Origin of the sequence: Serratia sp. X10, assembly GCF_017811775.1 — a bacterium.
GTDB classification, from domain to species: Bacteria; Pseudomonadota; Gammaproteobacteria; order Enterobacterales; family Enterobacteriaceae; genus Serratia; species Serratia ureilytica.
In genome coordinates this window covers 293,835-308,430 of sequence record NZ_JAEIOH010000002.1, presented here as the reverse complement: position 1 = coordinate 308,430, position 14,596 = coordinate 293,835, and the positions used below count along the sequence as shown (strand labels likewise).

The window sequence follows — 14,596 nt, the reverse complement described above, 5'->3', positions numbered from 1 at the left end:
ATCTTAAGGAATCTTTTGAAACATCCATCATGGGTTTAGTAACAAAAGAGTCGGGACAAGATTACGATTAATCCCTACTGTTTAAATACCATTGATGTAACCCCTGATTTAATTTAATGGTCAATGTTATTTCTCTTAGCGTCCGTGGAGGACTTATGACCTATAACCAAAAAATCTGGTTGGGGGTTTTGCTGCTATGCACCCTGTTTTGGGTGGCGGTGATCGGCGGTGCCTGTTCGCTGTACCAACGCGTGGATCGCTTCCAGGCACATCACGCAGAGAGCGAGTTCGCCGCCCGCCACAGCCAGGCGCCTTGCGCGCAACCCGGCGCTCAGGCGTCGACTGCCCCTCGGAATGGGTAGGGACAATATCCGCTAACGATCCTATTATGCCCTAAGGTTAACAGGGAGATAACGATGGCTCGAAAGCTGGATAGCTTACCGCAGGCGCAACGCGAGAAAATAGAAACCGATTTGCTGGCCATCAGCGTGATCTACAATGAACGCTACGGCATCGCCTCCACTCAGGCGGAAACAGAACAACAGGTCCCCGACCACCTGCTCCCCTACTTTCATCAACGGCTGAATTATTATCGCCGTGCGTAATTGCGCGCATTTCGCTAACCGCCGCTTGGCATCGCTCCCCACGCCGTTACAATAGAGGCATATTGTATCCGCCACTGAAGAGACGCGATTTTGAGCAGCAAGGCAACGGCCACATTTTATATTCACGATTACGAGACCTTCGGCAAGAGCCCGTCGCTGGACCGCCCGGCGCAGTTCGCCGGCGTGCGCACCGATATGGATTTCAACATTATCGAAGAGCCGCTGGTCATCTACTGCGCCCCGGCCGACGATTACCTGCCGGAACCGGAGGCGGTGATGATCACCGGCATCACGCCGCAGGTGGCGCGCGCCAAAGGCGTTAACGAAGCCGAATTCACCCGCCAAATCCATCAGGCCTTCAGCGTGGCCGGCACCTGCATTCTCGGTTACAACAACATCCGCTTCGATGACGAAGTGAGCCGCAATATCTTCTATCGCAACTTCTACGATCCCTACGCCTACAGCTGGCAAAACGGCAACTCGCGCTGGGATCTGCTGGATGTGATGCGCGCCTGCTACGCTCTGCGCCCGGACGGCATCGTTTGGCCGGAAAACGAAGACGGTTTCCCCAGCTTCCGCCTGGAACACCTGACGCGCGCCAACGGCGTCGAGCACACGCAGGCTCACGATGCGATGTCGGACGTTTACGCCACCATCGCCATGGCCAAGCTGGTCAAGCAGGCGCAGCCGCGGCTGTTCGATTTCCTGTTGCAGCACCGCAATAAACACAAGCTGAACGCCCTGATCGACGTCGCTGACATGACGCCGCTGGTGCACGTCTCCGGCATGTTCGGCGCGGCGCGCGGCAATACCAGCTGGGTATCGCCGCTGGCCTGGCACCCGGACAACAAGAACGCGGTGATCATGTGCGATCTGGCCGGCGACATGACGCCGCTGTTGACGCTGAGCGCCGAGCAGCTGCGTGAACGGCTGTACACCCGCCGCGACGATCTGGCGCCGGATCAGGCGCCGGTGCCGATCAAGCTGGTGCATATCAACAAATGCCCGGTGCTGGCCCCGGCCAAAACCTTGCTGCCGGAGAACGCCGAGCGGCTGGGCATCGATCGTCAGGCGTGCCTGCAAAATCTGCAGCTGCTAAAACAGCATCCGGAAGTGCGCGAGAAAGTGGTCGCGCTGTTCGCCGAAGCCGAGCCGTTCAAAGGTTCCGAGGACGTCGACGCCCGCTTGTACGATGGTTTCTTCAGCGATGCCGACAAGGCGGCGATGAGGATTATCCAGCAGACCAAGCCGCAGAACCTGCCGGCGCTGGATCTGGCCTTCAGCGACGGCCGCATGAAAGAGCTGCTGTTCCGCTTCCGCGCGCGCAACTACCCGAATACGCTGGACGACGCCGAGCAGCGCCGCTGGCTGCAACATCGTCAGGAAGCCTTGAGCGCGGAGCGCGTGCAGAGCTATCTGCTGCAGCTCGAGTCGCTGTATAACCTGCACGAAGGCGACAAAGAGAAAACCGCCCTGCTGAAAGCGCTGTTCGATTACGGCAAAGAGTTGGTGGGATAAAACCCGCCGCAGCAGAAAAGGAAAAGGCCGCGAAAGCGGCCTTTTTGTGGCTGAGGAGACGGCTCGCGCTTAGGCGGCGTCTTCGCTCGCTTGCGGCACCGGCAGGCGGAAGCTGCGGGTGACGAAGGCCAGGTAGATCAGGCCGATGGCCGCCCAAACCAGGCCCAGCGTCATCGAGCTGGCTTCCAGGTTGATCCACAGCGCGCCGACGGTCAGTGCGCCCATCACCGGCAGGATCAGGTAGTTGAACGTGTCCTTCACGGTGCGGTTCATCTTGTCGCGAATATAGAACTGCGAGATCACCGACAGGTTAACGAAGGTGAAGGCCACCAGCGCACCGAAGTTGATCAGCGCGGTCGCGGTCACCAGGTCAAACGACACCGCGGACAGCGCGATGGCGCCTACCAGCAGCACGTTCAGCGCCGGGGTACGCCACTTCGGATGCACATAGCCGAAGAAGCGAGTCGGGAACACGCCGTCGCGGCCCATCACGTACATCAGACGCGAAACGCCCGCGTGCGCCGCCATGCCCGACGCCAATACCGTCACGCAGGAGAACACCAGGATCACCGACTGGAAGAATTTACCCGCTACGTACAGCATGATTTCAGGCTGCGAAGCGTCCGGATCCTTGAAGCGCGAAATGTCCGGGAAGTACAGCTGCACGAAGTAAGACACCACGATAAAGATGATGCCGCCGATCAGCGCCGTCAGGAAGATGGCTTTCGGGATCACTTTTTCCGCATCTTTGGTCTCTTCGGACAGGGAGCTGATGCCGTCAAAGCCCAGGAACGAGAAGCACAGGATGGTCGCGCCGGTAATCATCGGCACCACGTGAGCGTTATCGGACCAGAACGGGCGGCTGCTGACCAGCGTACCGGCGCCTTCGCCGTGGTAAATGCCGTTGATCACCAGGCCGAGGAACACGATCATGATCGCCACCTGCACCACCACGATGATGGAGTTCAGGTTAGCCACCAGCTTGATGCCGCGCAGGTTGAAAATCGTCATCAAGCCGACCAGCACCGCCACGAAGATCCAGGACGGTACGCCCGGGAAGATCGCTTCCAGGTAAATCTTGGCCAGCAAAATGTTGATCATCGGCATGAACAGGTAGTCCAGCAGCGATGACCAGCCCACCATAAAGCCGACGTGCGGGCTGATGGCTTTCTGGGCGTAGGTGTAGGCGGAACCGGCGGAAGGGAACTTCTTCACCAGCTTGCCGTAGCTCAGGGCGGTAAACAGGATCGCCAGCAGAGCGAAGGCGTACGCGGTCGCGACGTGACCATCGGTCAGGCCGGATACGATGCCGAAGGTATCGAAAATGGTCATTGGCTGCAGGTAAGCCAAGCCCATCATCACTACCGGAACTAAAGTCAGGGTTTTACGCAGCTGAGTGCGCTGAGCCGGAGCGGCGTTGATGGTGTTATCGGACATTGTTCAGCCCCCCCTTACCTTGAGCCTTGCGGATGGCGGACACGCCAAGACTTAAGGTTGCGGGGAAACTTCGCAACGAGCGACTTAATTCTAAAAGAAGGGGGTTGTAAGCTGGATAACGGGTCGAGGTAACCTCGGCTGCTCCATAGTCGCTGCGGCCACAGCGGAAACCGGCGGGCACCGGCGCTAAAGTGAAAAATTGCCCCATCTTTCTAATCCTCATGAGTCACGACCATAAAGTTTTGTTTGATCGTGCACGAAACTATTTATCTATCCGGATCGGTGTCCGGCCTCGCTTGGTGTATGAAACGCTACGTTGGTAAAACATAATGCAAAAAAAATAACCGACGCTTTCAAAACGTCGGCTATCTGCATTTGAGATATTTTGCACCAGAATGCCTCCGAATGACAAGATCCGGAAACCCTCAAATACAAATTCTTTTTGTCGATCGCACGGAAAACCAGCCTGGCAGGCGAATTAATCCGCTGCCGGCAGGCCAGTCGCCCGCACATACCTCTTACTTTATACGCCTATTCAGGCATTTTTCAACATCCAGTCGATCTCGGTTTCCGTCACTCGCCGTTCAAACTGCAGCAGTTCGTCGGTCTTGCAGGCGTGATAAACGCGGGTGAAACGCTCGCCGAGATAGTGCGTCAGCGCGTGCTGATGTTCAAACTCGTACAGCGCGTCGCTTTGGCGGATCGGCAGCGGCAGCCCCTCTTGCTCCAGCCCGTTGCCGGTCACCGGCTCAGGCAGCGGCAGTAGGTTGTCCAGCCCGTACAGCATGCCGGCCAGGATCGCCGCCATCACCAGATACGGATTGGCGTCGGCGCCGGCCACGCGGTACTCCACCCGACGGTTCTCCGGTTCGCCGCAGGGAATGCGCAGCGCCACGGTGCGGTTATTGTGGCCCCAGGCGGCCTGGATCGGCACATACATCCCCGGCTGGAAACGCCGATAGGCATTGACGTTCGGCGCCAACAGCGCCATCGACGCCGGCATCAGGGTGATCATCCCGGCCAGCGCCTGTTTCAAGAGCGGCGAATCCTCGCCTTCGGCGTCGGCGAACAGGTTGTTGCCCGCGCCATCCTGCATGCTGACGTGCACGTGCATGCCGCTGCCGGCGTAATCCTCATAGGGCTTGGCCATAAAGGTGGCGTGCATGCCGTGGTTCTCGGCCACCAGCCGCACCAGCCGTTTCAACGCCAGCGCGTGGTCGCAGGCCAGCAAGATATCGTCGGTATGACGCAGGTTGACCTCGAATTGCCCCGGCGAGGCCTCCGCCACCGCGCCGTCCGCCGGCAGCCCCTGCAGCTTCGCCAGCGCGTCGATATCGTTCAGCACCTCGGCGAAATGGTTCAGGTTATCGACGGAGTACACCTGGCTTTGGGTGTTGCGCTCCTGCGTGCCGGGCGCACACGGCGGTTGCAAATCGCCTTCCGCGTCGCGCAGCCGATCGATGAGATAAAACTCCAGCTCTACCGCTGCCACCGGGAACAAGCCGCGCTGTCGCAGCGCCTGCCACACGCGGTTCAGCACATTGCGGGGTTCAACGTCAAAGGGAGTACCATCTTCATCCAGCATGGTGAGCAGCACCTGGCCGATGTGCTGCGGATCGGCCGCCGACGGCGTCAGCGAACCGGGCACCGGCAGGCATACGCGATCCGGTTCGCCGAGTTCCTGCCCAAGGCCGGCCTCCTCCACCACGTTGCCGAGGATGTCCATAGCGAACACCGACGCGGGGAAGTAGCTGCCTTTTTCCAGTTTTTTCAACCCTGAGACGGGTATGCGTTTGCCGCGGAAGGAACCATTGAGATCGGTGAGAAGGATATCGATATACTGCGTGGCGGGATGGCGTTCCAAATAATGAGCGACCTCATTTTGGAACGCGCTACTTCGCCTCTCTTCATGATGCTGTGCAAAATGTTCAACTGCTGCGCTATTGGTTTGCATACGTCACCCGCCATTATGCTCTTAAGGCGCGTTGGCGCCCGTCCGCCGTTCGATTCAACACATGATTGGATTTCTCACCAGGTCGCGCCGCTGCCGGGCGCTCAAAATAACATCCACAACATGAAACATAGTCTTAACAGAATGGGTTTGCAAATGTTACAATCCTGTTTGATTATTCGCCACCGGCTGCTAAATTGATAAAATATTGACCGAAAAGGCCTTGCCGCCATTTTCACGTCAACTATTTTGTCCGCCGCGCCGACGGTGAGCATGGGCAATATATTTTCCAAACCTACCCTAACTACCGATATCATGCAGCATCGTTATCGACCAGGCAGGCGCCCGATACCGATCGTCATTTCTGCCTGTCGCCCTTACCAGAAGGAAGTACCGCTATGAGCGAAGCCAGCTTGGCACCGGGCAAACGCCTGTCGCAGATCCGCCAGCAATTGGGTTTGTCGCAGCGCCGGGTCGCCGAACTGTCCGGGTTAACCCACAGTGCGATCAGCACCATCGAACAGGACAAAGTCAGCCCGGCCATCAGCACGCTGCAAAAATTGCTTAAGGTGTATGGCCTGTCGCTGTCGGAATTCTTTGCCGAACCGGAGGCCGTCGACGAGCCGCGCGTGGTGATCGACGCCGAGGATCTGATTGAGATCGGCAGCCAGGGAGTATCGATGAAGCTGGTGCACAACGGCAGCCCGACGCGCAACCTGGCGATGATGCTGGAAACCTACCAGCCCGGCACCACTACCGGCGAAAAGATCAAGCATCAGGGCGAAGAGATAGGCACCCTGCTGGAGGGCGAGATCGTGCTGACCATCAACGGCCAGAGTTACTGCCTGACCGCCGGTCAGAGCTACGCCATCAACACCGGCATTCCGCACAGCTTCAGCAATACCTCGGCGCGCATCTGCCGCATCGTCAGCGCACACACCCCCACCACCTTCTGACCGTTTATCGCTCCGGCGCAGCCTGACGCGGGTTGCGCCCCTGCCCGCCCACGCTTTCATCGTCGTTATGCCATTTTGTTGGTTGCCAACGGCGCAATCTGTGTTACAACAGAGCAAAACAGCCATCTAAACATCTAAACGGCCTTACTACGCAATGTCAACCGCAACACCTTCGCGCCTCGAGATGCGCAATATCTCGATCGCCTTCGCCGGCTTCAACGCGCTGCAGGACGTGGACTTCACGCTGCACGGCGGCTCAATCCACGCGCTGGTCGGCGCCAACGGCGCGGGCAAGTCGACGCTGATGGCGATCCTCTCCGGCGCCCACGATCACTACCGCGGCGAGATCCTGATCGACGGCCGGGCGGTGGAAATTCATTCCCCGCTGCAGGCGCGCCGCCACGGCATCCACGTGGTGCAGCAAGAAGTCGATGTCGCGCTGATCCCCACGCTGTCGGTGGCGGAAAACATCATGCTGGACTGGCTGAACGAACCGGGCCACTGGCTGAACTGGGCGGAGCTGCACCGCCGCGCCGCACAGCTGCTGCAGCAATGGGCGCTGCCGCTCAATCCGCGCAGACGCCTGTCGGACTGCACGCTGGCGGAAAAACAGCAGGTGCTGCTGGCGCGCGCGCTGTCGCACCGCTGCCGTTTTCTGGTGCTCGATGAACCGACCGCGCCGCTCGATCGCGCCGAGAGCGAGCGCCTGTTCAACGTGGTGCGCCGCCTGCAATCCGAAGGCATCGGCATCGTGTTCATTTCTCACCGCATCCACGAACTGAGCGACATTTGCGATCGGCTAACGGTGCTGCGCGACGGCCGCCGCGTCAGCGAAGACGCCATGCGCGGCCTCGGCGGCGAACAGATCGTCGAGAAAATGCTCGGCCACCGGCTGGACGACATTTTCCCGCCGCCGCGCCCACCGCACGCTGGGCATACGCTGCTGCAGGTGGAGGGCTTGCGCGATCGCCATAAGCTGCGCGACGTTTCGCTGCGGCTGCATGAAGGCGAGATCCTCGGCATCGCCGGGCTGGCCGGTGCGGGGAAAAGCGAGCTGTGCAAGGCATTGTTCGGCGCTGGCGCCGCGCAGCTGGAACGCGGCGAACTGCGCGGGCAGCCCTGGGCGCCGCGCGCGCCGCATCTGTCGGTCGAACAGGGATTAGCGCTGGTGCCGGAAGAGCGCCGCAAAGAAGGCATTTTTATCGATGAGGCGATCCCGATGAACCTGAGCGTCAGCGCCGACGACAGCTTCTCGCGCTGGAGCCTGTTCAGCCGGCGACAAGAGCTGCGCTGGGCGCGCGAGATCATGCAGCGTCTGAACATTCGCGCCTCCGGCCCACAACAGCGGCTGGCGCGCCTGTCCGGCGGCAATCAGCAAAAAGTGGCGATCGGCAAGTGGCTGCGCGGCGACGCCGACGTGCTGATCTTCGATGAGCCGACCAAGGGCGTGGACATCAAGGCCAAACAGGAGCTGTTCAGCCTGATCGACGGCCTGGCCCGCGCCGGCAAAGGCGTGATTTACGCCTCCGGCGAGTTCGCCGAGCTGATTGGCCTGTGCGATCGCATCTGCGTGCTGTGGGATGGCCGCATCGTGGCGGAGCTGAACGCCGCCGATACCGACGAAGAAACCTTATTGCTCTATTCCACCGGAGGAACCCCTGCGTGAGTAAAGAATTTGCCTTGCGGCCTGCGCTGCCCTGGCGCCAACAGCTGTTTGATTTCCTCTACAAGTGGGGCATGCTGCTGACCGTCGCGGCGCTGGTCGCCCTGTTTGGCCTGGCGTCGGACAACTTTCTCGATGCCAACAACATCATCAATATCCTGCGCTCGATCGCCATCGTGACGGTGATCGCCATCGGCGTCTCTATCTCGCTGTCGGTCGGCGGTTTCGATCTGTCGGTCGGCTCGACCGCCTCGCTGGCCAACGCGCTGGTGATTTCCCTGTTCGTCTGGCACGGGTTCGGCACCGCCGGCGCCATCGTGGTGACGCTGTTGCTGTGCACGCTGGTCGGCCTGTTCAACGCCCTGCTGATCGTGGTGCTCAAAATCCCCGATATGCTGGCGACGCTGGCCAGCCTGTTCGTGATCCAGGGCGTGGCGATGACCTACAGCTACGGCGGCTCCATCACCCAAAACATGGTGCTGCCGAATGGCGACATGGCGGAAGGCCTGATCCCGGAAGTGTTTTCCGCCCTCGGCCAGGTGCCGGTGATCGTGCTGATCATGCTGGCGGTCACCGTGGCGGTACAGCTGTTCCTGTCGTTGACCAAGCACGGCCGCCGCATGTACGCCATCGGCGGTAACCCCGAGGCGGCGCGCCTGTCGGGCATTCGCACCGTGCGTTACAGGGTTGCCGCTTACGTCATTTCCTCTTGGCTGGCGGCGCTTGGCGGCATCCTGCTGGCGTCACGTATCGGCTCTTCGCAGGTCAACGCCGGCGGCGGCTATCTGATGGATGCGGTGGCGGCGGCCTATATCGGTTTCTCGCTGGCCGGCTCCGGCAAACCCAATGCGCTCGGCACCCTGATCGGCGCGGTGATCCTCGGCGTGCTGCAAAACGGCCTGGTGATGCTGTCAGTGCCCTACTACGCCATGGACATTATCAAAGGCCTGGTGCTGGCGCTGGCGCTGGCCATCACTTACATCCAGAAACGCTGATCCTCCCCGGCGCACATCCGCTGCGCCGGTTTTCCCTTTAATTCATCCGGTTACTCTTTCCAGCAAGAATAACAAGCATACAAATGATATGAATTATCATTAGCGTTTACATTAAGTAAAAAATCCTTACAATACCCTCACGCAACGCTGACGAAGCACCGGATTTCTCAGCGAACGATGAATAATTTCATCAGAAATTCAATTGGTTAATTACTTTCACATCAATCCAGGAAAGGTTTGCCTCATGGAAACGCCACGTTACAGCAAGCTCGCCGCTCTGGTGATCGCCTCCCTCAGCGCCACCGCCGCGCTGGCCGCACCGCAGACTGACGCCCAAGACACCATGGTCGTCACCGCCTCCGGCTTTCAGCAAAAAATTCAGGACTCCGCCGCCTCCATCTCGGTGATCCCGCGCCAGCAAATTGAAGATAAAGCCTATCGCGATGTGACCGATGCGCTGAAAGACGTGCCGGGCGTGGTCGTCACCGGCGGCGCCAGCAGCAGCGATATCAGCATTCGCGGCATGTCCTCCAAGTACACGCTGATTCTGGTGGACGGCAAGCGCGTCGATACCCGCGGCACCCGGCCGAACAGCGATAACGCCGGCATCGAACAGGGCTGGCTGCCGCCGATGGAAGCCATCGAACGTATCGAAGTGGTGCGCGGGCCGATGTCTTCGCTGTACGGTTCCGACGCCATGGGCGGCGTGATCAACGTCATCACCCGCAAGACCTCCCGCACCGAGTGGAAAGGCTCGCTGCACGGCGACGCCACCCTTCAGGAAAACCGCGATTCTGGCGATCTGTTCCAGACCAACGCCTACGCGTCTGGTCCGCTGATTGAAGGCCTGCTCGGCGTGCGGGTCAACGGCCTGCTGTCGCGCCGCGCGGAAGATAAAATCGTCAACGGTTACAACGAACAGCGCATGCGCAGCGGCACCGCGGTGTTCACCCTGACCCCGGACGAGAAAAACGAATTCGACTTTGAAATCGGCCGCTCGCTGCAGGATCGCAACAGCACGCCGGGCAAATCGGTGGTGGCGGAGCGCTGCAGCAAAGGCAAGTGCAAACCGTCCTCACGCAGCGAAAATCTCTACACCCGCACCAACTACTCGCTGACCCACAACGGTTATTACGACTTCGGCAACTCCACCAGCTACGTTCAGCGCGAAGAGACCAACAACCCGGGCCGCAAGATGAAAATGTACAACACCATCTTCAACACCCAGAACCAGTTCGAACTGGGGGCCCACATGCTGAACCTCGGCGGCCAATACCGCTATGAGAAACTGGGCGACAGTGGCAACCAGCTAAGCTCGGCGCAAGACGTCAATCAACTGACGCGCTGGAGCTGGGCGCTGTTCGCCGAGGACGAATGGGCGCTGACCAACGACTTCAGTCTGACCAGCGGCATCCGTATGGATCGCGATCAGAACTTCGGCAGCCACTGGTCGCCGCGCATGTACGGCGTCTGGCACCTGACCGAACAGTGGACGATGAAAGGCGGCGTCTCCGCCGGCTATCGTTCGCCGGATCTGCGCCAATCCTCCGCCAGCTGGGGCCAGGCGACGGGTGGCGGCGTGCGTAACGGCATCATCGTCGGCAACCCGGATCTGCAGCCGGAGAAGAGCCTGAGCGAAGAGATCGGCCTGATGTGGGATAGCCTGAAAGGCGTCAATGCCGGGGTGACGGTCTTCAACACCGACTTCAAGAACAAGATCACCGAAGTGCGCCGCTGCGAAGACACGCCGGACTGTAAGATCGGCAATGACGTCTACGACTTTATCAGCGATCGCGTCAACGTCGACAAAGCCAATATGCGCGGCGTAGAGGCCACCTTCGGCTGGCAGATCAATAAAGACTGGAAGTGGAACGCCAACTACACCTACACCGCTTCCGAGCAGAAGAGCGGCGAGTTCCAGGGCAAGGCGCTGAACCAAATGCCTAAGCACATGATCAACACCGTGCTGGACTGGCAGGCCACGCAAGACCTCAGCCTGTGGTCGCGCGTTAACTTCCGCAGCCGCACCTCAGACTACCTGAGCCGCACGTCGATGGAGACCAGCACCCCGTCCTACACCTTCGTCGATGCGGGCCTGAGCTACCAGGCGGCGAAAAACCTGCAGCTGACCGGCGGGGTCTACAACATTCTCGACAAGACCGTGGATTACGATCACTACCGCACCACGCTGGACGGCCGCCGTTACACCGTCGGCATGACCTACAACTTCTGATGCCCCCGGGCGCGCGCTGCGCGCCCTTTTCATTCCATCACCGAGAGGAAGCCCCATGAGATTACGCCGCTCCCCCCTGATGATCGCCCTGCTGGCCGCGATGGCGCTGGCGGGTTGCCACAGCAAAACCGACGCGCCGGCGGCCTCGGCCACCGTCAACGTCCAGCACCTGAACGGCAGCACCGAGGTGAAGAAGCACCCGCAGCGCATCGTGGTGCTGGATTACGCCTCGCTGGAAACGCTGCAGCTGCTGGGCGTCGAGCCGCTGGCGCTGCCCGGCAACCGTAAGAACTTGCCGGATAGCCTGAAGCGCTATCAGGACGAGAAATACCTCAATGCCGGCACCCTGTTCGAGCCGGATATGGCCGTGCTGCGCGCCGCCAAACCGGATCTGATCCTGATCGCCGGCCGGGCGTCCAAAGCCTATGACGAATTGAATGCGCTGGCGCCGACCTTGAACATGTCCGTCGATCAGCAGGATCAGTTGGGCAGCCTGAAACAGCGCACCCGCCAGTTGGGCGAGCTGTTCGATAAGCAGCAACAGGCGCAGGCGGCGATCGATAAGCTGGATGCGCAGATCGCGGCGGTCAAACCACAGGCCGCCCAGGCCGGACGCGGGCTGGTGGTGCTGTTCTCCGGCGGCAAGATCAGCACTTATGCCCCCAAGAGCCGTTTCAGCTTCGTCTATGACGCCCTCGGCTTCTCGTCCGCGCTGCAGTCCGATGACAAAGACGTGCGCGGCAATAAGCTGACGCCTGAGCAGGTCGCCAAACTGAACCCGGACTGGCTGTTCGTCATCGACAGAGACGCTGCGACCGGTCGGCCGAACGCGGTGGCGCCGCAGAAAATCCTTACCGGCACCGCGCTGAAGAAAACCACGGCGGTGAAAAAAGGCCAGGTGGTTTATCTGCCAGCGGCCGAGGTCTATCTGTCCGGCGGCATCGTCACCGCCCAGCACGTCGTCGAACGCGTGAGCGAAGCACTGAACCGCGCTGCGCGATAAAAAAAGCCCGGCGATGCCGGGCTTTTTCCTGGATTATATCGTCGGCTGGTTCACCAGACCGTCTATCAGCACCTGCGGCGTACCCTGCGAGCAACGCTCGATGCGCCCACGCACGCCATAGACCCGCGCCAGGCTCTGCGGCGTAATCACCTGATCCGGCGCGCCGTCGGCGATCAGATCGCCATCCTGCAGCATCAGCACGTGGTCGCCGTGACGCAGCGCAATGTTGATGTCATGCACCACCACCACCGTCACGATATCGCGCTTGCGGGTTTCGCGGCGCACCAAATCCATCACGTGGAACTGGTAGTTGAGATCGAGCGCGCTCAGCGGCTCATCCAGCAGCAGCAGCGACGGCTGACGGATCAGCGACTGCGCCAACCCCACCAGCTGTTTCTGGCCGCCGGACAGCTGATCGAGATAACTCAGCGCCAGGTGGGCGATGCCCAGCTGTTCCAGCAAAGCCATCACTTCCGCTTCGCTGCCGGCGTTGCTGCGGCCGCCCGAGGCGCGCTGCGCCACGATGATCGACTCCAGCACGTGCAGATGCACTCCAGCGGGCAGCGACTGCGGCAGGTACACCACTTTCTCCGCCCGACGGGCGAACGGCATCTGCATCAAATCGCCGTCGTCCAGCCACAGCTTGCCCTGCGCCGGGTTCAGCCCGGCCAGCGAGCGCAGCAGCGTCGATTTGCCGCTGCCGTTCGGCCCCAGCAACACGGTGATTTGCCCGCGCGGCAGCATCGGCACCGACAGATTGTCGATCACCTGGCGTTTCGGGTAACCCGCCGAGAAGTTTTCTATCCGTAAACCCTGGCTCATACGTTCCCCCGGTGGCGCAGAATAATGCTCAGGAAGAACGGCACCCCGACCAGCGACGTCACGATCCCCACCGGGATGATTACCCCAGGCACCAGGTTTTTCGACGCCACCGAGGCCATCGACAGCACCAGCGCGCCAATCAGCGCACTGGCCGGCAGGTAGAAACGGTGATCCTCGCCGAAAATCATGCGGGCGATGTGCGGCGCCACCAGACCGATAAAGCCGATCGGCCCGACGAAAGCCACCGCCAGCGCCGAGAGCATGCTGATGCGCAGCAGCGTGGTCAAACGCAGCCGACGCACGTCGATGCCGAAGCTCACCGCCCGGTCTTCACCCAGACGCAGCGCGGTCAGTTTCCACGAGCTCATCATCGACAGCGGCAGCAGCACGGCGAACACCCCGAACAGAATGCCCAGTTTGTCCCACGAGGCGCGCGCCAGGCTGCCCATGGTCCAGAACACCAGCCCCTGCAGCGTGTCCTCGCTGGCGATGAACTGCATCATCGAGACCAGCGCGTTGAAGGTAAACACCAGCGCGATGCCGAACAGCACCACGCCGGAGGTGGCGACCCGCGTCCAGCGCGTGATGCCGTCCAGCATCAGCGCGGCGAACAGCGCGAAGATAAAGGCGTTGGCGGAGATGAACCACTGATCGGGAATGCCCGGAATGCCGATGCCGAGCACGATCGCCAGCGCAGCGCCAAAGGCCGCGGCGGAAGACACTCCGAGGGTGAAGGGGCTGGCCAGCGGGTTATTCAGGATGGTCTGCATTTCTGCCCCGGCCAGGCCGAGCGCAAAGCCCACCACCACCGCCATCAGCGCATAGGGCAAGCGGATGTCCCAGACGATCACCCGCGTGCCGGCATCGGCCGCGGCGGGATCAAGCAGCGTTTGCCATAAGGACGACAACGACAGGCCGGACGGCCCCATGGTGAAATCCAGCAGCAGCGAGCCCAGGATCGCCAATGCCAATACGCCCATCATCAACAGGCGATGGCGAAGAATATGCTGATAACGCCCCATCACGCCGGCGTCGGGTTGCCCCTTGGCTTCAGTCATGGGATCGGTGGATACGCTCATTCGTTAAGATACCTGTTGCAACCATCATGACAGCGGCGCGAAAGCGGCCGCCGTGAACCGAAAAGTGTGCGGCAGCAGCCTGCTGCACAGCCGTTAACAATAAAACAAACGATAATACTTATCAATCATATCAATAGGTGAAAACGGCGTTGTCGAAATGTAATAATTTGTTTTTTATCGCCATTTTTCAAACCGCCACGCTTTCCCCCGCCAACGGCCAGTAGGTTAATTATTCTGAAAATTCTTCCTGATCCGACCAGACTCTGACAAATAACGGCAAAACCACATAGAATCCAAAATCACAGCACCGCGCGTGCAAAAAAACTTCAGGCCG

The 14,596-nt window shown here is 60.3% G+C and carries 12 protein-coding genes; 8 read left to right on the top strand and 4 right to left on the bottom strand.

Translation table 11 applies throughout. From position 1 onward, the window contains the following. The first annotated feature begins 155 nt into the window (after positions 1–155). From J9788_RS06930 to sbcB, 3 genes are all read left to right on the top strand, one after another. On the top strand, positions 156–362 hold the full coding sequence (locus J9788_RS06930) for a hypothetical protein (RefSeq protein WP_046896373.1): 207 nt from the start codon (positions 156–158) through the stop codon (positions 360–362). A 54-nt stretch (positions 363–416) separates the two neighbouring features. Next, a complete protein-coding gene (locus J9788_RS06925) occupies positions 417–605 on the top strand; it encodes a DNA polymerase III subunit theta (protein ID WP_033643787.1) in 189 nt (62 codons plus the stop codon). Positions 606–695: 90 nt separating this feature from the next. Continuing rightward, a complete protein-coding gene (gene sbcB / locus J9788_RS06920) occupies positions 696–2,123 on the top strand; it encodes an exodeoxyribonuclease I (RefSeq protein ID WP_033643788.1) in 1,428 nt (475 codons plus the stop codon). A 69-nt stretch (positions 2,124–2,192) separates the two neighbouring features. On the opposite strand, the gene J9788_RS06915 is transcribed toward sbcB, so the two are convergent. Beyond that, a complete protein-coding gene (locus tag J9788_RS06915) occupies positions 2,193–3,560 on the bottom strand; it encodes an APC family permease (protein ID WP_025303526.1) in 1,368 nt (455 codons plus the stop codon). Positions 3,561–4,095: 535 nt separating this feature from the next. Then, the gene (locus J9788_RS06910; RefSeq protein WP_182264147.1) at positions 4,096–5,514 is read right to left on the bottom strand and encodes a glutamine synthetase family protein; all 1,419 of its coding nucleotides are present in this window, start codon (positions 5,512–5,514) and stop codon (positions 4,096–4,098) included. A 395-nt stretch (positions 5,515–5,909) separates the two neighbouring features. On the opposite strand from J9788_RS06910, the gene puuR reads away from it, so the two are divergent. The 5 genes from puuR to J9788_RS06885 all read left to right on the top strand — a co-directional run bounded on the left by puuR (position 5,910) and on the right by J9788_RS06885 (position 12,361). Continuing rightward, positions 5,910–6,467, top strand: coding sequence for an HTH-type transcriptional regulator PuuR (gene puuR, locus J9788_RS06905; RefSeq protein WP_016927000.1), 558 nt, complete (start codon positions 5,910–5,912; stop codon positions 6,465–6,467). 154 nt (positions 6,468–6,621) lie between these two features. Continuing rightward, positions 6,622–8,133 carry a sugar ABC transporter ATP-binding protein gene (locus J9788_RS06900; RefSeq protein ID WP_182264146.1) on the top strand — a complete coding sequence of 504 codons (1,512 nt, stop codon included), beginning with the start codon at positions 6,622–6,624 and terminating at the stop codon, positions 8,131–8,133. Next, the gene (locus J9788_RS06895) at positions 8,130–9,125 is read left to right on the top strand and encodes an ABC transporter permease (RefSeq protein ID WP_042785047.1); all 996 of its coding nucleotides are present in this window, start codon (positions 8,130–8,132) and stop codon (positions 9,123–9,125) included. Before J9788_RS06900 ends, J9788_RS06895 begins: the two co-directional genes overlap by 4 nt. A 244-nt stretch (positions 9,126–9,369) precedes the next feature. Then, complete coding sequence (locus tag J9788_RS06890) at positions 9,370–11,358, top strand: ligand-gated channel protein (RefSeq protein ID WP_182264145.1); 1,989 nt, start codon at positions 9,370–9,372, stop codon at positions 11,356–11,358. A 55-nt stretch (positions 11,359–11,413) separates the two neighbouring features. After that, positions 11,414–12,361: a siderophore ABC transporter substrate-binding protein gene (locus J9788_RS06885; protein WP_182264144.1), complete on the top strand. Its 948-nt coding sequence runs from the start codon at positions 11,414–11,416 to the stop codon at positions 12,359–12,361. Between the two features lie 33 nt (positions 12,362–12,394). Here the strand turns inward: J9788_RS06885 and J9788_RS06880 are convergent, their stop codons facing one another. Together J9788_RS06880 and J9788_RS06875 are read right to left on the bottom strand one after the other, a co-directional pair. After that, positions 12,395–13,183 (bottom strand): ABC transporter ATP-binding protein, encoded by a 789-nt coding sequence (locus J9788_RS06880; protein WP_033643795.1) that lies wholly within the window; start codon positions 13,181–13,183, stop codon positions 12,395–12,397. Continuing rightward, positions 13,180–14,262: an iron ABC transporter permease gene (locus J9788_RS06875; RefSeq protein ID WP_033643796.1), complete on the bottom strand. Its 1,083-nt coding sequence runs from the start codon at positions 14,260–14,262 to the stop codon at positions 13,180–13,182. Before J9788_RS06875 ends, J9788_RS06880 begins: the two co-directional genes overlap by 4 nt. Between the last annotated feature and the right edge of the window lie 334 nt (positions 14,263–14,596).